The sequence below is a fragment of the bacterium genome, from assembly GCA_040754625.1.
GTDB lineage: Bacteria > JACRDZ01 > JAQUKH01 > JAQUKH01 > JAQUKH01 > JAQUKH01.
On record JBFMCF010000109.1, the window covers coordinates 1 to 19,165 of the forward strand.

Consider the following 19,165-nt stretch of genomic DNA (forward strand, 5'->3'; position numbering starts at 1 on the left):
AAAGTACTAAAGGATTTAAATATCCCTTAAAAATTGTAATTGCCTTGAAAAATGATATAATAACAGTAATAACAAATTATCCTTTAAAGAAAGGAAGGAAAAAATGAAAGTATATTATGATAATAAAGTAGATGCCTTATATATAGAGTTAGGAAATGGGCAGCCTGAAGGAGTTATCGAAATGTCTGAAGGAGTTAATTTAGACACAACTTCCGGGAATAAAATAGTAGGGATAGAAATTCTAAATGCCTCTAAAAAACTAAATTTGAAAACAATTCTTTCCTACACACTTAATTTTGATAAAAATTTAATTATTCAGAAAAAAGTTGCTTAATATTTTACCTGAATTCCAGAAATATTTAATTGGAAATAAGATCGTCCAGGAAAAAAGTGTATCTTTTTATGCTTATTGGGCCAGTAAATTTATAAGTTTTTCAAATAAAACTGATGAACCTGATCTGAAATTAAAGATTCAAAGATTTCTGAATCATATTAAAGAAGATCCAAAAATAACCGGCTGGCAAATTGATCAGGCTAAAAACGCGGTTAATCTATATTTAAATAACTTTTTAAAAGGCAACACCTCCCATTTAAATCCCAATTCAAATGAGCCTGTAAAAATAAATTATGAAATAAATATTATTTTAAACAAAGTCCGGGAAGCTATCAGGATAAAGCACTATTCTTATTCCACGGAACGGACTTATCTGGATTGGATAAAACGATTTTACGAATATGTTGAAAATGTAAAGAAAAAGGATGTTCTTAATCTGGGATTAGAAACAAATGACCTGAAAGATTACCTTGCCTATCTTGCTACATATAAAAATGTATCGTCCTCAACTCAAAATCAGGCTTTCAACGCGATATTATTTCTTTTAAGAGATATTCTTAGAATCGATACCGGCAATATCGGGAAAACGGTCAGGGCTAAACGCGGGCCGAAGCTTCCGGTTGTTTTAACTGTGGATGAAATTAAGGAAATATTCAGGAATGCCCCGGAAGATTATATATTGGTTTTAAAGCTTATATACGGCGCGGGATTACGGCTTATGGAATCAGCCAGGCTGAGAGTAAAGGATATAGATTTTGATAATAAATTGATCTTTGTGCGCGCGGGCAAGGGGGATAAAGACCGTGCTACAATTTTACCCGACGGGATTATTGAACCGCTGAAAAAACAACTGGAAGAAATAAAAAAAATACACAAAAAGGATTTAGAAAAAGGATATGGAGAGGTATTTCTGCCTAACGCCCTGGATAAAAAATATCCGAACGCGTCCCGTGAATTCTGCTGGCAGTATGTTTTTCCCGCTTCCAAACTTTCTGTTGATCCTCGAAGCGGGAAAGTCAAGCGGCACCATATATTTGAGAAAACTATTCAGAACGCGATGAATAACGCGGTAAAAAAATCCAATATTGTTAAACACGCGACTGTGCATACGTTAAGGCATAGCTTTGCTACGCACTTATTGATGAATGGTGTCAATATAAGAGAAATTCAGGAGTGGATGGGCCATAAGAACCTTGAAACGACAATGATATATACCCATGTGATGCGGGACATGTCGAACGCGCCGAGAAGCCCGCTGGATAGTTTATATCTAAAATAATCCTTTACTTATTAATATGACCATGGTAAAATGACTATAGTTAAAAATGGGAGGTGTTCTATGAAAGTTGCGGCGGGTGAATTTAAGGCCAAGTGCCTGAAATTAATGGATAACGTTCATGAAAATCAGAGGGAAATTATAATTACAAAATTTGGGAAACCTATAGCGAAATTGACCCCTGTCGAAAAAGAAGAGGTGAAACCTTTATTTGGTATTTTGAAAGATTCGCTTTTTATAACCGGGGATATTGTAAAATCCACAGGCGAGAAATGGAACGCTGATGATTAATCCAAAGGATATTGTAATTTTAGATACACATGTCTGGATATGGCTGTTAACAGGCGGCAAAAAACTGGAGAACTCCGGGTGCCTGGCGCATATTGAAAACGCGGCAAAATACGGAAATATCAGGGTGTCGGCCATTTCAGTATGGGAAGTGGGTATGCTTGAAGCTAAAGGGAGAATTAAATTTCCTGTCGAATGTATAGACTGGATTAATAAAGCGTTAAGTGTTCCCGGTGTGTCTTTAGTTCCTCTTACTCCTGAAATTGCCGTTGAAAGCAGCCAATTGCCCGATAAGTTTCATGGTGACCCTGCCGACCGGATAATTGTCGCCTCGGCGAGAAAATTAGGAGCAACGCTGATTACCCATGATAAAGAAATTATTTCATATGGCAGGAAAATGTTTGTAAAAGTTATTCCGGTTTAAAGACAACATGCCGATATATTTTATTAATGAAAATGATATAACCGGGGACATTGTCAGGATTTCCGGCGGCAATTTCCATCATCTATCCAATGTCCTGCGCCGCGAAGCCGGAGACGAAATATTTGTTTCCGACACAAAAGAAAAATACAGGCTGAGAATAACGTCTGTTTCAAAAAAACATCTTGAAGCGAAAATTATTAACAGGGAAAAGATACAATCCGGCAGGGAAATAACTTTAACCCAATGCCTGCCTAAAAAAAACAAGATGGACACCGTTGCGCGGGCGAATGTTGAATTGGGTGTCAGGAATATAATTCCCGTCATAAGCGAAAGAAGTGTTCCCCGGCTGGATGACGCGAGGGAGCAGAAACTTTTATCACGGTGGAGAAAGGTATCAATTGAGCAGGCCCAGCAGTCGGGAATACCTGTTTTGCCAAATGTTTCCGGGGTCCAAAAATTTGAGGAGGCCGTCCAAAATTTAAAAGGATTTGATTTGGTCATTATCCCCTGGGAAGAAGAAAAATCGAAGAAAATAAAGGATGTTTTAAAAAATTGCAAAAATGTTCAAAAAATTGCTATAATAATTGGACCGGAAGGCGGATTGACGGCTGAAGAGGTTAATTTTGCTGAAAAAACAGGCGCGATTCGTGTAAGTTTGGGCGGGACTATTTTCCGCACAGAAATAGCAGGGTTGATCGCAGTGTCTATTATTAAGTATCAATTTGACTGGCTGTAAAATGCCGTAAATCGTAAAAAGTAAAACGTGAAAAGTAAAATATTAGAAATCGTATTTGCTTTTTACATTTAACGATTCACGTTTTACGGTATACGGAGGAACATATGGACTGTTTGTTCTGCAAAATCGTCGAAAAGAAGATAAAAAGCGATATTTTATACGAAGATAAAGAGTGTATAGCGTTCAGCGACATTAATCCGCAGGCCCCCGTGCATTTTCTTGTTATTCCCAAAAAACATATTCCTACAACCCTGGCTGTCAGGGAAGAGGATAAAAATCTTGTGGGCCACATGGTCATGGTCGCGGCTAAGATAGCCGGGGACAAGAAGATTGACATCAGCGGTTTCAGGCTGGTTTTAAACTGCAACCCGGACAGCGGGCAGGTCATTTATCATATCCATATGCATGTTTTGGGCGGCAGAAAAATGGGCTGGCCCCCGGGTTGATTTTTTTGTTTTTATATTTGAATTTAAAATAAAGCTATGTTATAATATGCCATCATTTTTTTATAGCGGGGAGGTGGACTAAGAAAGTATGCTTGGAGTTAAGATAAAAGACAATGAATCTCTGGAAAGCGCATTGAGAAGGTTTAAGAAAAAATGTGAGAAGTCAGGTATACTGATTGAGATAAAAAAACGCGAACATTACGAGAAACCAAGCGTTAAAAAGAAAAGAAAAACTTACGCAGCTTTGAAAAAAATCAGAAAAGAACAAGAAACATTGGAAAACGATTAATCTAAGGATAAAAATGCATCTTTTCGATATTATTGTTTTAGGATTTTTCCTGTATATTGTTATACGGGGATATATTAGAGGCCTCTTAAGGGAGGCCTTTAATTTATTCGGGATATTCGGCGGCGGATTAATCGCGGTAAAACTTGGGCCGGGATTGGCCGGTATTTTTGAAAATGTGTTAGGATTATCACCCGGATACGGCAAGGCAGTGGCCTTTAGCCTGGTCTGGATTTTTATTTATATATTGATGTTTTTCTGCGGGAAATTTTTACAGAACCTGGTCAAACTTTTGCTTTTGGAATGGGTCGATAAATTTGGCGGCGTTGTTTTTGGATTAATGAAAGGGTTTTTTATCGCCGGGTTAGTTGTAATAAGTTTATTGAAATTTCCTTTGATACCAAGATACAGGCAGGAAGTTGAAAAGACAATTATTGTAAAACCTATTGCCGTGTATACCCCGAAAGTTTATAATCTTATAATCAGGATTTTTTCATGGACCCAGTTTGAAAGTTATAATGAAATGATAAAAAGCCATGGGGAAAAGGAAGGTATTCTTAAAGGATTTAAGAAAATTGATAATTCAATTGAAAATTTTATAGGAGATTAAGAGAATGAAATTAAAAGAACTTTATGCGACGGTCATAGAACAGGGCAAGAAAACCGATCCCCGCGGAAAAGAGCTGGTCGAAAAAGAATTACAGAGGATTAAAAAGGAATATGATGATTTAAAAGAAGATAAAAAGAAAGATTTTGATCAGGAAAAATTAACCAATCCTTACGCCGATACCAGGATTTTATTCGGTAACGGCGATATGGATGTCAAAAATATTCTTGTCGGTGTGGATATTGAGGGCGCGGAGATGATGCTCGCCGACAGGCTGATCCAGAAGGGGCAGAAAATTGACCTTGTTGTGTCGCATCACCCTGAAGGGTATGCGTTGGCAAATTTATACCAGGTAATGGGGGTCCATGCTGATATTTGTAATCAATTTGGTGTTTCAATCAGTGTCGCCGAGGCTCTGATGAATGAAAGAATAACCGAAGTGCAGAGAAGGTTATTGCCGGCTAACCATACACGGATTGTTGATATGGCGAAACTTTTGAACATTCCTTTAATGTGCGTTCACACACCGGCAGATAATTCGGTATCGGATTATTTGCAGAAAAAAATTGACATGGAAAAACCTTACAGGGTTTCAGACTGCCTTGACCTTTTAAGAAAAATCCCGGAATATAAAGAGGCTGAAAAAAATAATGTCGGGTTGAAAGTAGTTTCCGGCAGTGAAAAAGGCAGGGCGGGCAGGGTGATGATAGATATGACAGGCGGGACAAGCGGGTCCAAGGACATTTATGAAAGGCTTTCGCACACGGATGTCGGCACCATAATCGGCATGCATATTTCCGACGAGCACAGGAAAGAGGCTGAAAAAAACCATATTAACGTAATCATTGCCGGGCATATGGCGTCTGACACGATAGGTGTCAACCTTGTTTTTGACTGCCTGGAGGAAAAAGAAAAACTGGATATTATTTCCTGTTCGGGATTCAGGAGGGTGACAGGCAAAGAGAGAGATGGAAAATATAATCCGTAAAGCATTCAAGGAAAAAATAAACCAGTTATTGCCTGATTTGCGGTATCCGCTTTTAATTACCAATTTTGACGGGCAGAACGCGAATTACTGGATGTTTACTTTACAGACGGACCATGTGGCCCCGTCTTTTTTGCTGATACTCCCCGGCGGGAAAATTTACGCCTTCGTGTCTCCCATTGAAACAGACCTCCTCTCCGGATTAAAAAATAACATTGAGATAATGACTTATCCGGCAAGTTCAAAGCTTATACCTTTGATAAAAAAGATAACAAGAAAATACAAATATCTTTCAGCGGAATATTCGGATAATTATAATTTTGATATCATCAGGTATTCCTGGCTTAAGAAATTAAGAAAGGAGTTCAGCCTGAAACCCGCGCAGGACGTTATTTTTCCTTTAAGAAAAATAAAAACACCGGCTGAAATCGGTTTGATCCGGAAATCGGTAAACGAGACTTATGAGATTTTAAAAAAAGTGGAAAATAAAGTGAGGAAAAATGTTACGGAAATAGATATTTATAACCTTATTTATTTTGAGGCCCGGAAGAAAAATGCGGAGGTTTCATTTAAACCGATTATAGCCTCGGGCAGGCGCGCTGTCAATCCCCACCCGATCAGGGCGACGGATAAAAGACTGAAAAACGGGGAATTTTTAATTGTTGATTTAGGCGTGAGTTTTTACGGTTACACTTCTGATATAACAAGGACTTTTCTTGTGGGAGACGATATCCGCGGGCATAAATTTTATAAAGTCGCAAAGATTATGTTTAATGAATTGGAATCGCTCGATTTTTCAAAAATCAGCCCTTATGAACTGGCGGAAGGGATGCGAAAAATTTCAAAAAAACATAAAGTTGATATTTATGAAAAGCACGCTTACGGACATGGGATAGGCGTTGCGGTGCATGATATCTATCCAAGCCTTTCGCTTTCAAAAAATGTTTTCAGCAGACATAAATTCCAGGACGGTACAGCTTTTGCGTTTGAACCGGGTTTTTACACGAAGAAAACAGGGTTCCGCTGGGAGAATGATTATTTTATAAATAACGGGAAAGCTGTAAAATTTTAAACGTTTATTTTTGAATTTGGCAAATTTTTAATTTCAAAATCTCTTTTTGCTAAACCCGAAACGCTTTTCTATAAATCTAAGCTCATTTTGGGCGATTTCCACAATCCTATAGAGGAGCAAATCGGGAGTCGTGGAAATCGTGATCCCAAAATTTCGCTAAGATTTATATACGAAAAACATTTCTATAGACGCAAAAAGAGACCTTGAAATTAAATTTGCCAGACTTGAGCGTTATTTTTATTTTGACACAATTTTGTTATTTTGATAGCATAATATAGTTGTATTATCATCTATATTAAGAAAGGCGGTGGAATTTATGCGTCGCAAATATTTTATCTTTCTCTTTGCTTTTTTTCTTTTAGCCGGATGTGTCAATGTGGAAAAGGAAGCGGATAACCATTTCCGCAGGGCCGAAGATTTAAAATCACAGGGAGATTTCAGCGGCGCGGTCCAGGAATACAGGATAATTGTTTATAAATACTCCAAGAGCTCTCTGGCTCCCAGGGCCTGGCAATCGATCGCGGATTGTGAAAAGGAAATCGACATCGCAAAAACGGTCATGGTTGCCGATACTCTTATAAATGAAAAATACAATGACGCGGGTTTGTTTGTTCTGAGGGACCTGATTAATAAATACCCCGGCGGTTATTTATCCGGGGAGATAAGCAAAAAGATTGATTCACTCACGGGCGGCCAGGCTGAAAACCTGTTAAATATGGCAATGGAATTTCAGAAAAAAGGGAAATATACTGAGGCCATTGAATCTTATGAAAAGTTTATGAACGCGTTCCCGAATAGTAAAGAAAAAGACAATATACAGCTTTACATTTCCCAGTGCAGGGAAGAAATAGCACGCCAGAAATCCCTTGAAGAAAAACAAAAAAGGCAGACTGAACTGGACCAGAAAAAGGCCGAAGAGGAAAGAAAGAAAAAAGAAACGGAATTGGCGGAAAAGGAAAAACAACAGAAAGAAATCAAGAAAAAACAAAGTATTGAAGACGCCTTGAAATCTTTAAAAGAGAAAACGAAGTAACCGTGAATAGTAAATCGTAAAATGTGGGTATTAAAAAACAATTAACGTTTTACAATTTACGGTTTTACAAAAGAGAGTATCAATGAGAAAAACAGTCTCTGTTATTTTATTCTTTGCCTTGTGCTGTTTACATTATTGTATCAACGCCGCTGAAAAGGTAAATTTCCTTTTTGAAATTGCGGGGAAAAAAGGCGAAAATCCAAAAGAATTTGATAATATCCAAAGTATTGGGACTGACAGTAAAGGCAATATATATATAGTGGATAGTGATAATAACCGTGTCCAGGTATTTGATAAAGAAGGGGCCTATGTTTATCAATTCGGCAGGAAGGGGAGCAATAACGGGGAATTCAATACGCCTTTCGGGATAGCCGTAAATAGTTATGATGAAATATATGTAACGGAACAGGGCAATAGCCGTGTCCAGGTTTTTGACAGTACAGGTAAATTCCTTTTTGCTTTTGGGCAAAAAGGAAATCAAAAAGGCAGGTTTAATACTCCAGGCGGTATTGCCGTTGATTTATATGGTTTTGTTTATGTGGCTGACAGCCGCAATGACCGTATTCAGGTATTTACCCGCCAGGGAATATTTATCAAATCCTTTGGTTCTTCAGGAGATTTGCATACCCAGTTCGATTACCCGTCTTATGTGGCGGTGGACAATGAACGAAATATCTTTGTCGTTGATAAAAATAACAACCGCATACAAAAATTTGATTCCCGCGGGTATTTTCTTTTAAACGTGGGAAATAAAGACAATAAAAAATATAAACAGCTTTTTTCCGCTTCTGTAAGCGAATATGGAACATTATACGCGGCAGACATTGAAAATTATTGCGTCCACGTAATTTCCAATCTGGGCGAATTTCAATATTCTTTTGGAAGCAAGGGAACGGGCCGGGGCCAGTTTTTAGAGTTGTCCGGCATATATATGGACAAAAATAACCGTCTGTATATTGCCGATAGAAAAAATAACCGCGTGGAAATTTATGAAATAGAACCTGATGAAAAGGCGCAAAAAAAACCTTCCGCCCCAAGGCCTGTTGATATATTGTTTGTCCGCGAAATGCTGTGCAATGCCTCTGATATAGGGGCGGACATTAATGGGAATATTTATATGTCTAACCCCGCGAATAACAATATCCAGGTATTTAATCCTGACGGAACTTTAAAATTTGTTTTTGGTGGAGAAGGAGAAGATAAAGGAAAGTTTAAAAATCCGTCAGGTTTGGCAGTAAGTCCCGGCGGGAATATAGCTGTGTCGGACAGTAAAAATTACCGTATCCAGATATTTGATTCCACGGGGAAATATCTATTCGGGTTCGGACGAAAGGGAGAAGAAAAAGGCGAATTTTTAAGCCCTTCCGGGCTTGTTTATGATGAAAAGGGTGAAAAACTTTATGCGGTTGACAAGAAAAATAACCGTGTCCAGGTGTTTAATAAAGACGGGATATTTTTGACCGCCTTCGGGGCCTCGGAAAACAAGGCAAACCAGTTAAATTATCCCGAGGATGTCGCGATAGCTCCTGATGGAGCGGTTTATGTGGCTGATACAGGAAATAACCGCGTGCAAAAATATAACATAAGTTTCGAAAATGAAATTTCTTTTGGCAAAAGCGGGAAAGGAGAAGGTGAGTTTGATAAACCGGTCTGCGTAAGCACGGATAAAGACAGGAAAATTTATGTGCTTGACAAGGGAAACAACAGGATCCAGATTTTCGACAGTTCCTTGAAATTCATCATGGAATTTGGCAGTGAAGGCAAAGGGATAGGCCAATTTAATGATTTGCAGGGCCTCGCGGTGCAAAACCTGGATGCGCAAAATTATATTTATGCCGCGGACGCGGAAAATAAACGGATGCAGGTTTTTACTCTTTGTGAAACTCCCCGCTCCCCGGCAGGTCTTGCTTCTTACGGGGATGAGAAAGGCATAAAACTCACATGGGAGAAAAACCCTGAATCATTTGTCTATGAATATTATATTTATAAAAGCGATGACCTTGCCGGTGATTACACATTTGTTGATAAAACCCGCGCAAACGAATTTTTTATTCCAGCCTCTCCTGACAGCAGTTTCGCGCAGTCTCCTTATTATAAAATCTCTGCCGCGGCGCCCCGTGGTTTTGTAAGCCCTCAAAGCGCGCCTGTCACGGATTATTTTGTCCTTGGATATAACTTTTTTAAGCAGGGTAAATTCCCGGAAAGCGCGGTAAATTTTCAAAAGGAAACAGAACTTCATCTGGATAATTATAACGCTCATTACCTGTTAGGCATAGTTTACTTTAGGCAGGATAAATGGCAGGAGGCGGAAAAAAAATTCAACAATATTGTAAGGTTACAGCCGCAAAACGGGTATGCGCATTATTATCTTGGAGCCGCGCTGTCACGGCAAAAATCATATGACAAGGCAGTTTTTGAATTAAAAGAGGCTTTAAAAATTGAAAAAAACAGTTTTATGATATATTCGGAGCTTGGCGAAGCGTTTCTTAATAAGGAATTATATAATGAAGCCATAGAGGCGCTTAAAAACGCGTTACAGATGGGGGAAACCAACCCGAAACTGCATTATCATCTCGGCCTTTCATATTACAAACAGCGAAAATACGACCAGGCAGTTGATGAACTTAAACAGTGCATAAAGGACAGCCCGAAGGAATTTTATGCCCGTTATTACCTGGGGAAGACTTATACCGCGCTCGGTGAAAATGATATGGCTGTCCAATCTTTTAAAGAGGCCTCTGAAATTGACCCGCAGAACCTGGAAGTGTTTTTTCTTACCGGATTGATTTATGTCAGTCAAAAAAAATATATGGATGCTGTCGCGGAATTTAAAGTCGCCGCGTCTCTGGATGCCAAAAACCCGGTTTATAAATATAACCTGGGGCTTGCATATTTTTACGGCGGTGACATGGAATCCGCGGTCCATGAATTCAGTGAGGCGGCAAAGCTGGAGCCCGGTAACCCTGATTATCATTATTATACGGGCCTTGCGTTATCCGGCATAGACATTGACAGGGCTTTAAGCGCGTTTAACACGGTGGTGAATTTAAACCCGAATTATCTGGAAGTATATTTACAACTCGGGATTTTATATGAAAAGAAAAACCGCATTCCCGAGGCAATAGAATCATACCGCAAGGCATTGGAAAAAAATTCGGGGGATATAATATCTGTTAACTACGCTCTTGGAAAACTCTATTCTGAGGTCAAAAATTATGAACTTGCGGAAAAATATTTCAGCGATGTAATAAGGGTGGATGTAAACAACATAGACGCTCTTTTACAGCTTGGCAATGTAGAGGATTTACAGGAAAAATCCGGCGATGCCATACAGACTTTTCAAAAAATCATTTCTATTGAACCGAAAAATATCAAGGCGCGTTTGCAGCTTGCTTCCATATACACTAAAAACAAAATGAAAAAAGAGGCTGTCGGCGAATATAGGACAATCCTTGACATTGACCCCGGCAATCCTGATAGTTTTTATTTTATGGGGCTGTTTTATATGCAGAGCGGGTTATTTGACCATGCCAGGGAGCATTTCACAAAAGCAGGTGAATATGGCGGGACGAACATCTTGTATAAAAACGCGCTTGACAATCTGGAAATATTTATAAAAAAAGAACAAGAAAGAATTGTTATGCACATAACTCCTTCAGACCCGCCGATAAGTGATTTTACAAAACGAATACTCGATGTTTACCATGCGGAAAACGGATATAATATTCCTGATGATCTGCGAAAGATATTTGTAATTTTTGACGGGATAAGCGCTTATGGGACAATATGCACGGCGCGAAGCCCTGAAATTAATTTTAATGAACCGAAAGAATTGCAATATCCAAGGGAAACCTTAAAAAACAAAATAGGCAATGACGTGGACTGCGCCATTTTTCTCAGTGCCTGTCTTGAAAAGGAGGGTATAGCGGTCAATTTTATCAAAAATCCGTCATTTGTTGTCTTGCTTGTAAATACAGGCGCTTCAATTGAAGAAGCGGAAAAAATTTCGGGAGACAGCGAATCATACGCGGAAAAAGATAATTTAATCTGGATACCGGTTGACGTTTCCATGTTTGGTTCTTCTTTCCTGGATTCATGGAAACAGGGAATAAAAAAATATAAAGAATATCTCGCGGCAAAAGAAAAAAGCGAAATTTTTAATATAAAGGAATATAGAGTAAAAGTCCCGGAGGACAAATTGCCTGAAAGCGATTTCGCGGCGGAAACCCCGAAAGAGAGCGATTTGAATCTCAGACTGCAGGAAGATTTAAAAAACTTTTATAAGGAAAGGATTTCCTCGCTGATTAAAAAATATAATGAAAAACTCAAAATTACGCCCGATGATTTAAAACTAAGGCTGGCATTGGCAGGCGCCTATGACGAAAACTCGCAGAAAGAGGGGGCAGCAGGAGAATACGGACAGGTCTTACTGATGGATGAAAAAAACCTTACTGCTTTGTATTTTTTAGCCGATTATTCATTGTCTCGAGAAAAACGCGATGAAGCTTTAAATTATTTTTTAAAAATTTTGAATTTTTACCCCCAGGAACCCCGCGCGATGTTTGAGATCGCAGAAATTTATTACTCGCAGGATAAATCAAAAGAGGCGCTTGAACTTTATCAAAAATATTTGAAAATGGGCACACAGGACAAAAAGAGAAACAGCCAGGCACAGTTGAAAATAGGTCTGTGTTACGCCTCGCTGAAAGAGATGAAGAAGGCAATTGAGGAACTTGAGAAATTCATAAAAGAATACCCGGAACACGAACTTATAGAGGACACGAAAAAGACGCTTGGTCTTTTGAAGAGCGGATATTCGGAAGAATGATTTTTTACCGCACCCCCCTGTGCAGTCCCAGTTTTTTAGCTGATTTTACAGCCTCTTCGTATTCCTTCCTTGTAATCCTCCGGTTAATTTCAGGGAAAAGCCTGGAATTATAATAAGGCTGGTACTGGTCCATCAGGTTAAAATAAGAATCTTTGGATATTTCCTCCGCTATGAATCGTGCGATTTTTTCTGTTTCCGCGGTTTTACCCGGGAGAACAAGATGCCTTATAATCAATCCTTTTGTTGCCAGTCCGTTTTTGTCAGTTACTAAATCACCTGCCTGGCGGTGCATTTCTTTTAAAGCCAATTTCATTTTTTCAGGGTAATCCGGAGCGTGAGCGTACTTATAAGCTGTTTCATTTTCGGCATATTTGGTGTCCGGCATGTAAATGTCGATTATCCCCTCAAAAAGTTGTAGCGTGGAAACATTTTCATAACCGCTGTTATTGTGGACAAGAGGTATATTTAACCCTTTTTCCTTGGCCAGTTTAAATGCTTTAATAATATGAGGTGTAAAGTGTGTCGGTGTGACAAGGTTTATATTATGGCACCCTTTATCCTGCAAAGAAATCATTATCACGGCCAATTCTTCAGGAGAAGATTTTTCCCCATGATGTAATTGGCTTATTTCATAATTCTGGCAGAAACAACACCCGAGGTTGCAGCCTGTAAAAAATATTGTCCCTGAACCCTTTGTTCCTGATAACTCAGGCTCTTCGCCAAAATGAGGTCCGAAACTTGAAACCATCAAATCTTTGCCCATCTCACAATATCCCAATGCGCCCTCGGTCCGGTTTAAACCGCATTCTCTCGGGCAAAGATGGCAGGAATTAAAAATTTCATAGGCATCGCGGATTCTTTTATCAATATCGAAGTTTATCACAACAATTAGTATACTATAAATCAAGAAAATGCTTTACAAAAAAAAAAAAAGTTATAAAATTGAAATGAAGGATAAAAATTGGCTTATAGGAGGACAATATGAAAAAAGGTGTATTGATTTTACTGGTTTTATTGGTTTTAGTAATTTCGCCGGCAGTATTTTCTGAACAAGAAGCTTCTCACGGCCTGGGCAAGGGAGAGGCGGGGAGTTCATTTTACTGTTTAGTCATGGACATGCCCCGGCCCGAAGCAGGGGATGTCCGTTATTTTATTACCAAATGCGGCGAATATACCACCTGGAAATTATGGCCCGGCAAGGAAAAGCTTTTTGAAGGCAAGGAACCACATGGCGCTTTATTAACAGTTTATGTTAACAAAATCGCGTTTAATTCATTAGATGAAAAAAAAGGCATGCAGAACGGGTCCATGATAGTTAAAGAAAATTACACTTCCGACAAAAAATTAGCGGCTGTAACCGTTATGTATAAATCAGAAAAATATAATCCTGAAGCGGGTGACTGGGCATGGATTAAATATGACCCTGACTTTAATATACTTGCTGAAGGTAAGGTTAAAGAGTGTATTGATTGCCATAGCAAAGCCAAAGATAATGATTATATTTTATCCGGCAGCATCAAATAGAAGACTTTTAAATTTTTTCCAGTTTTACCCTTGTTGATTTATTGATGAGGCTTTTGGATACCGGATTCAATTCCCAGGGGAAAAGGACATTGATCCGCATTTCTTCAAAGAAATGCACAGGCGTGAATAATATCCCCTGCGGGATTTTTTTATCCAGGCGGGCTTTTATTGTTGTTGAGCCGGTTTTTGAGCTTATACGTATTAATTCATTTTCTATAATTTTAAGTTTTTCAGCATCATCCGGGTTTATATCGATAAATCCCTCAGGGCAGACCTCGTGCAGGCCCTTTGAGTTTCTTGTCATTGCACCGCTGTGGCTGTGAAACAGGGAGCCGCCGGATAAAAGGGTAAAAGGGTATATTATATTATTTTTTTCTTCAACAGGTAAATTTTCAGGGGCAAGGAAATTAAATTTATTTTCTCTGCCGGTGTATAGAACAGGGGTACCCCCGTTATTTATTTTGGAAGCAGGCCATTGTGTCCCTTTGGAGGGGAAGGGAAGAATATTTATTTCTTTATAAACCGGGACCAATTCAGCGATTTCTTTTCTTATATTTCCGATTGAGCAATCGAGAGGAAAACCGAGTCCTTTTGAAATAAGCCCTATTATTTCAGAATCTGTTTTTGTGTTTTTTACGGGTTTCAGCGGGTGTTTAAAATCCTGAATCCGCCTTTCCATGTTTGTATAAGACCCTTCTTTTTCGACGAAGCTCGACACGGGAAAAACTACGTGCGCGTAAGGAGTAGTATTATTTAAAAAGAGGTCGTTCACCGCGAGAAAATCAAGTTTGCTTAAGGTCAGTTTTAAAAATTCCGTGTCGGGAAAAGACGCGATAGGATCATCCCCGATAATATAAACCGCCCTGATTTTTTTCTCCATAATTTTGCCGAATATCTGATGATAAGTGCTCCCTGGCAGTTTTGGGATTTCCTTTTTCCATACGGAATTGAAATTTTTTCGTATAACAGGGTCGTCAAATTTCTGGTAACCGGGAAGATATTCCGGGATTGCACCCGTGTCGCACGCGCCCTGGGAGTTATTGTAACCTTTTAACGGATAAATTCCCGCTCCTTCTTTCCCGATATTTCCCGTTAAAAGGCAAAGGTTCACAATCGCCTTGACTGTTTCAGAGGAGTTTTTCTGCTGTGTGACGCCAGACCCGTAAACAAAAGACGTTTTTCGGCTTTTTCCTATTAACCGCGCAGTCTCAAATATTTTTTCTTCGATGATACCGGTAATTTTCGAAGCAAGGTTTATGGGAATTTTACCGGTGGATAATTTGAATTCCTCAAAGCCTTCAGTCCTTTCTTTAATGAATTTTTTGTCCTGCAGGTTTTCATCAATTATAATTTTTGAAATCGCGTTTAAAAAAACAGGATCGGTCTGGATATTTGGGGAAATCCAGAGTTTGGCAAAAGTATTAAGTTTGGTTTCTCTCGGGTCAACCAGTATAAGTTTGGCATTGTGTTTTTTAACAGCGGATTTTATTTTTAAACTGGCAATGGCCTGGCTTTCGATTGGATTGGCGCCGATAACAATAATAACCTCCGATTTTAGAAGGTCATCCATCGGGTTAGTCATGGCCGGGTAGCCAAGCATAGGAGCAAGGACATTAATATTTACCCCGTTTTCAAGCCGGGAGGAATTGTCTATGTTATTTGTGCCTATAACGGCCCGCATGAATTTTTGGAAAAGATATGTTTCTTCGTTTGTGCACCTGGCAGAGATTATGCCGGCAATAGAATCAGGCCCGTATTTTTCTTTAATCTCGAGAAGTTTGTCCGCGCTGAATTTTATTGCTTCTTCCCACGAGGTTTCAACCAGTTTGCCGTCTTTTTTTATAAGAGGGTTTATTAACCTTTTTGGGCTGTTGGGGAAATCATATCCAAATCTTCCTTTTGCGCAAAGACTGCCGTTATTTATTCCCAATCCTTCCCTGGATGAAACGGAGATGACTTTATTGTCTTTTATATTTAGGGATATGGAGCACCCGCACCCGCAGTAAGGACATATAGTGTTATGTTTTCCCACCTCCCATATACGGGCTTCATATTTTGAAAGATTACTGATAACCCCCGCGACAGGGCATATTGATATGCATTGGCCGCAGAATTCGCAGTCAATGCTTTTCCTGAAAGGGGTCCCGATTTCAGTTTTAAACCCGCGGTAAGAAAAATCAATTGCCCCGACCATGCGGATTTCCCTGCAGGCGCGGACACAAAGCCCGCAGTGCATGCATTTTTTAGGATTGATTTCTATTATTCCTTTTGTCTGCGTGGCCGGGCCGATGCGTTTATCCATTTTGAAAATGTTAAAATTTACTTTAAGCCGGTATGCCAGGTCCTGAAGGCGGCAGTCTCCGCACCGCTCGCATACAAGGCAGTCCATCGGATGGTTTAAAAGAAGGAGTTCTATTATTGTCTGCCTGGCTTTGTTTATCCGCGGGGTATCTGTGAGAACAACCATGTTTTCTTCAACCGGGGCGACGCAGGATGACACAAGTTCATGCGTGCCCTCTATTTCAACAACGCATAACCTGCATCCGCCGAAGGGTTCAAGCCCGGTATGATGGCATAAATGAGGGATATCAATCCCCGCCGATTTCGCGGCTTCAATAATTTTTGTTCCCCGGGGAACAAAAATATTTTTCCCGTCAATAGTTAAAGTAATCATATTTATCAAAATATTTCCTGAATATCGGTTCAAACAGTTTAAACCGTTTGAACTGTTTAATTAGTATATCGCGTTATAATCGCATATGTCCACGCACGCGCAGCACCGGACGCAATTTTCCGGTTTTATCTGCGCCGTTTTTTTCGGTTCCCATTCGATAGCGTTAAACTTGCATGCCTTTTTTAAACAGAGGCCGCATTTTTTGCACAGGTTTTCATCAATCTTAAATTTTAAAAGGCCCCTGCAGGTTCTTGCCCTGCATATTTTTTTGTTTATATGTTCTTCATATTCATCATAGAAATATTTAATGGTGGTCAAAACCGGGTTCGGCGCGGTCTTACCCAGGCCGCATAACGAGAAATCCTGTATGTCCCTGCTAAGTGTAGTTAAAACATGGATGTCCTCAGGGGTCCCTTTCCCTTCGGTTATTTTTTTAAGTGTTTCATAAAGGACCTCGGTCCCCAGCCTGCAGGTGGCGCATTTACCGCAGGTCTGTTCCTGTGTGAATTCAAGGTAGTGTTTTGCGAGGTCGACCATGCAAGTTTTGTCATCCATCACGACAAGCCCGCCTGATCCTATAGTTGTTCCTGCTTCTTTTAATGTTTCATAATCAATAATGACGTTTTCAAGCATGCTTTCAGGAAAACATCCGCCAAGGGGCCCGCCTACCTGGATTGCCTTGAATTTCCTTTTTTTAAGAGGGCCTCCTCCGATATCATAAACAATCTTTCTGAGGTTTGTTCCCATGGGGACTTCCACAAGGCCGACATTTTTTACCTTGCCTGCCAGGGAAAATATTTTTGTTCCTTTGCTTTTTTCCGTTCCTATATTCGCGTAAAAATCAAAGCCTTTTGAAATAATCGTGCTGATATTGGAAAAGGTTTCTGTATTGTTTAAGACAGTTGGTTTCCCAAGCAGTCCTTTTTCAGCGGAATGAGGAGGGGTAAGCTCCGGGAAACCGCGTTCACCTTCCAGGGTTTTTATAAGAGCGGTTGACTTCCCGCATATAAAAGTTTTTACGCCCCGCCTGCGGATAAGATTGAAATTAAAATTGGTCCCGAGTATTTTATTCCCGAGAAAATTCAGTTCCCCTGCCTGGCAGATGGCCTTGTCCAGCCGTTCAATCGCAAGATTATAATCGGGATTCACTACGATAAATCCCGTATTAGCGCCCACGGCATAGCCTGCAATTATTATTCCCTCAATTACCCTGTGCGGGTCGCCTTCCAGCAGGCTTCTGTCCTTGAATGTTCCGGGGTCGCATTCTTCTGCGTTGCAGATTACATATTTCTGGTCAGACGGAGTATTGAGGGTCACTTCCCATTTAATACCTGCAGGGAATCCCGCCCCCCCGCGGCCCCTGAGCCCGGATTTTTTAATAATATCAACAATATTTTTAGGTTGTATTGTTAATGCCATTTTTAAGGCGTTGTATCCGCCGGCCTCGAGGTAACTGTTAATATCTTCAGGATTTATGTAACCGCAGTGTTCAAGAATCATCCGTGTCTGGTTGTTATAAAATGAAGCATAAGGGCTTTCTTCTTTTTCGCTGTAAATTATCAATTCTTTTACCGGTTTTTGTTCAAGTATATGTTCTTTAATTATCCGCGGGACAATTTCCCTGTTAACATGGCCGTAAGTAATCCGGCCGAAAGGGGGCATAATAATATCCACCAGGACATCATTGGAACATAAACCCCGGCATCCCGTCTGGCTGGTGCGGCACGGCCTTTTTCCAATTGATGCTTTAATAATTTCATTTTTTAGCTGAGATTCAAATTCGTTTAACACGTCCTTCCCGCCGGAGGCTATGCTGTTCGTTCCCATGCAAACCAGGATTTGAATATCAGGAGAATTTTTGTTATTCATGTTTTTTATGTTCTTCAGCCCTCTTTTTAATACCCTTTATTTCTGACTGGTATTTTAGCTTATTTAACAGGTTTTCAGTTGAATCCGGCGTTAAATTCCCGTGTATTTTGTCGTTAATCGCAATGGCAGGGGATATCCCGCACGCGCCAAGGCATTCCACCATCTCAAAACTGAAAACACGGTCTTTCGAAATCTCACCGCATTTTATGCCAAGGGCCTTTTCTATTACTTCCATTATTTTTTTTGCTCCGCGGACGTGGCAGGGCGATCCTGAGCAGATTTTTATTGAGAATTCCGCCTGGAGTATTTCTTCACCTTTCATTTTTAATTTAAACTGGGAGTGAAAAGTCGCAACACCATAAACATGCGGAATTGGCTGGCGGAGTTTTTCCGAAATGATTTCCAGGGCTTCTTCTGATATGTAACCGAATTTATTCTGGATGTCCTGTAATATAGGAATTAACGGCCCAATGCCGTTTTTGTGGATGTTTATAATTTCATTGATTACTGCTGATTCCGGAATGGCTAAAGTTATATTTTCCATAAATTTAAACAGCTTAAATAAATTTAGAATTTATCCGGCCAAGGAAAATAAATATAAGACAACTATTATAATAAATATTTTTCATGCCGTCAAGAAATTTGATATAATCTGAGTAACCGGTCAGTTACCGGTGGAAATCAGGTAGGCGCAGGCTTTAGCCTGCGAGGAATCAAGTGAATAATAAATCTTAAAGACAACAGCAAAAAAAACCGAAGCAAAAGCCATAAAAAAAGGGAATA

Annotated in this window: 17 protein-coding genes; 13 read left to right on the plus strand and 4 right to left on the minus strand. The window is 39.7% G+C overall.

The window, feature by feature from the left end; all coding sequences use genetic code 11:
- Positions 1–103 precede the first annotated feature (103 nt).
- The 12 genes from AB1498_10450 to AB1498_10505 all read left to right on the plus strand — a co-directional run bounded on the left by AB1498_10450 (position 104) and on the right by AB1498_10505 (position 12,315).
- The gene (locus AB1498_10450; GenBank protein MEW6088708.1) at positions 104–334 is read left to right on the plus strand and encodes a DUF2283 domain-containing protein; all 231 of its coding nucleotides are present in this window, start codon (positions 104–106) and stop codon (positions 332–334) included.
- Positions 327–1,613, plus strand: coding sequence for an integron integrase (locus AB1498_10455; protein ID MEW6088709.1), 1,287 nt, complete (start codon positions 327–329; stop codon positions 1,611–1,613). Before AB1498_10450 ends, AB1498_10455 begins: the two co-directional genes overlap by 8 nt.
- A gap of 60 nt (positions 1,614–1,673) precedes the next feature.
- Positions 1,674–1,901, plus strand: coding sequence for a type II toxin-antitoxin system prevent-host-death family antitoxin (locus AB1498_10460; GenBank protein ID MEW6088710.1), 228 nt, complete (start codon positions 1,674–1,676; stop codon positions 1,899–1,901).
- Complete coding sequence (locus AB1498_10465) at positions 1,894–2,322, plus strand: type II toxin-antitoxin system VapC family toxin (protein MEW6088711.1); 429 nt, start codon at positions 1,894–1,896, stop codon at positions 2,320–2,322. Before AB1498_10460 ends, AB1498_10465 begins: the two co-directional genes overlap by 8 nt.
- A 7-nt stretch (positions 2,323–2,329) precedes the next feature.
- Positions 2,330–3,058, plus strand: coding sequence for an RsmE family RNA methyltransferase (locus AB1498_10470; GenBank protein MEW6088712.1), 729 nt, complete (start codon positions 2,330–2,332; stop codon positions 3,056–3,058).
- Between the two features lie 104 nt (positions 3,059–3,162).
- On the plus strand, positions 3,163–3,504 hold the full coding sequence (locus tag AB1498_10475; GenBank protein MEW6088713.1) for a histidine triad nucleotide-binding protein: 342 nt from the start codon (positions 3,163–3,165) through the stop codon (positions 3,502–3,504).
- An 88-nt stretch (positions 3,505–3,592) separates the two neighbouring features.
- Positions 3,593–3,793 carry a 30S ribosomal protein S21 gene (rpsU, locus tag AB1498_10480; protein ID MEW6088714.1) on the plus strand — a complete coding sequence of 67 codons (201 nt, stop codon included), beginning with the start codon at positions 3,593–3,595 and terminating at the stop codon, positions 3,791–3,793.
- A gap of 13 nt (positions 3,794–3,806) precedes the next feature.
- Positions 3,807–4,400: a CvpA family protein gene (locus tag AB1498_10485; protein ID MEW6088715.1), complete on the plus strand. Its 594-nt coding sequence runs from the start codon at positions 3,807–3,809 to the stop codon at positions 4,398–4,400.
- A gap of 4 nt (positions 4,401–4,404) precedes the next feature.
- Positions 4,405–5,385: an NGG1p interacting factor NIF3 gene (locus AB1498_10490; GenBank protein ID MEW6088716.1), complete on the plus strand. Its 981-nt coding sequence runs from the start codon at positions 4,405–4,407 to the stop codon at positions 5,383–5,385.
- A complete protein-coding gene (locus AB1498_10495) occupies positions 5,366–6,454 on the plus strand; it encodes a Xaa-Pro peptidase family protein (GenBank protein MEW6088717.1) in 1,089 nt (362 codons plus the stop codon). The genes AB1498_10490 and AB1498_10495 overlap by 20 nt, the downstream gene beginning before the upstream one ends.
- A 316-nt stretch (positions 6,455–6,770) precedes the next feature.
- Positions 6,771–7,487 (plus strand): tetratricopeptide repeat protein, encoded by a 717-nt coding sequence (locus AB1498_10500; GenBank protein ID MEW6088718.1) that lies wholly within the window; start codon positions 6,771–6,773, stop codon positions 7,485–7,487.
- A gap of 82 nt (positions 7,488–7,569) precedes the next feature.
- The gene (locus tag AB1498_10505; protein ID MEW6088719.1) at positions 7,570–12,315 is read left to right on the plus strand and encodes a tetratricopeptide repeat protein; all 4,746 of its coding nucleotides are present in this window, start codon (positions 7,570–7,572) and stop codon (positions 12,313–12,315) included.
- Between the two features lie 4 nt (positions 12,316–12,319).
- Here AB1498_10505 and AB1498_10510 read toward each other — a convergent pair whose 3' ends face one another.
- Positions 12,320–13,198: a radical SAM protein gene (locus AB1498_10510; protein ID MEW6088720.1), complete on the minus strand. Its 879-nt coding sequence runs from the start codon at positions 13,196–13,198 to the stop codon at positions 12,320–12,322.
- Between the two features lie 98 nt (positions 13,199–13,296).
- Here AB1498_10510 and AB1498_10515 point away from each other — a divergent pair, with 98 nt between their 5' ends.
- Positions 13,297–13,839: a cytochrome P460 family protein gene (locus AB1498_10515; protein ID MEW6088721.1), complete on the plus strand. Its 543-nt coding sequence runs from the start codon at positions 13,297–13,299 to the stop codon at positions 13,837–13,839.
- A gap of 7 nt (positions 13,840–13,846) precedes the next feature.
- On the opposite strand, the gene AB1498_10520 is transcribed toward AB1498_10515, so the two are convergent.
- From AB1498_10520 to AB1498_10530, 3 genes are read right to left on the minus strand one after another with little or no spacing between them, the layout of a single operon-like run.
- On the minus strand, positions 13,847–16,513 hold the full coding sequence (locus AB1498_10520) for a molybdopterin-dependent oxidoreductase (protein MEW6088722.1): 2,667 nt from the start codon (positions 16,511–16,513) through the stop codon (positions 13,847–13,849).
- A 60-nt stretch (positions 16,514–16,573) separates the two neighbouring features.
- On the minus strand, positions 16,574–18,382 hold the full coding sequence (locus AB1498_10525; GenBank protein ID MEW6088723.1) for an NADH-ubiquinone oxidoreductase-F iron-sulfur binding region domain-containing protein: 1,809 nt from the start codon (positions 18,380–18,382) through the stop codon (positions 16,574–16,576).
- Positions 18,375–18,926 carry an NAD(P)H-dependent oxidoreductase subunit E gene (locus tag AB1498_10530; protein MEW6088724.1) on the minus strand — a complete coding sequence of 184 codons (552 nt, stop codon included), beginning with the start codon at positions 18,924–18,926 and terminating at the stop codon, positions 18,375–18,377. The genes AB1498_10525 and AB1498_10530 overlap by 8 nt, the downstream gene beginning before the upstream one ends.
- Between the last annotated feature and the right edge of the window lie 239 nt (positions 18,927–19,165).

Excerpts from the sequence above, each read along its gene's own strand:
- AB1498_10450 (MEW6088708.1), top strand. The coding sequence starts at position 104 with ATGAAAGTATATTATGATAATAAAGTAGATGCCTTATATATAGAGTTA.
- AB1498_10460 (MEW6088710.1), top strand. The coding sequence starts at position 1,674 with ATGAAAGTTGCGGCGGGTGAATTTAAGGCCAAGTGCCTGAAATTAATG.
- AB1498_10465 (MEW6088711.1), top strand. The coding sequence starts at position 1,894 with ATGATTAATCCAAAGGATATTGTAATTTTAGATACACATGTCTGGATA.
- AB1498_10470 (MEW6088712.1), top strand. The coding sequence starts at position 2,330 with ATGCCGATATATTTTATTAATGAAAATGATATAACCGGGGACATTGTC.
- AB1498_10475 (MEW6088713.1), top strand. The coding sequence starts at position 3,163 with ATGGACTGTTTGTTCTGCAAAATCGTCGAAAAGAAGATAAAAAGCGAT.
- rpsU (MEW6088714.1), top strand. The coding sequence starts at position 3,593 with ATGCTTGGAGTTAAGATAAAAGACAATGAATCTCTGGAAAGCGCATTG.
- AB1498_10485 (MEW6088715.1), top strand. The coding sequence starts at position 3,807 with ATGCATCTTTTCGATATTATTGTTTTAGGATTTTTCCTGTATATTGTT.
- AB1498_10490 (MEW6088716.1), top strand. The coding sequence starts at position 4,405 with ATGAAATTAAAAGAACTTTATGCGACGGTCATAGAACAGGGCAAGAAA.
- AB1498_10495 (MEW6088717.1), top strand. The coding sequence starts at position 5,366 with ATGGAAAATATAATCCGTAAAGCATTCAAGGAAAAAATAAACCAGTTA.
- AB1498_10500 (MEW6088718.1), top strand. The coding sequence starts at position 6,771 with ATGCGTCGCAAATATTTTATCTTTCTCTTTGCTTTTTTTCTTTTAGCC.
- AB1498_10505 (MEW6088719.1), top strand. The coding sequence starts at position 7,570 with ATGAGAAAAACAGTCTCTGTTATTTTATTCTTTGCCTTGTGCTGTTTA.
- AB1498_10515 (MEW6088721.1), top strand. The coding sequence starts at position 13,297 with ATGAAAAAAGGTGTATTGATTTTACTGGTTTTATTGGTTTTAGTAATT.
- AB1498_10520 (MEW6088722.1), bottom strand. The coding sequence starts at position 16,513 with ATGATTACTTTAACTATTGACGGGAAAAATATTTTTGTTCCCCGGGGA.
- AB1498_10525 (MEW6088723.1), bottom strand. The coding sequence starts at position 18,382 with ATGAATAACAAAAATTCTCCTGATATTCAAATCCTGGTTTGCATGGGA.
- AB1498_10530 (MEW6088724.1), bottom strand. The coding sequence starts at position 18,926 with ATGGAAAATATAACTTTAGCCATTCCGGAATCAGCAGTAATCAATGAA.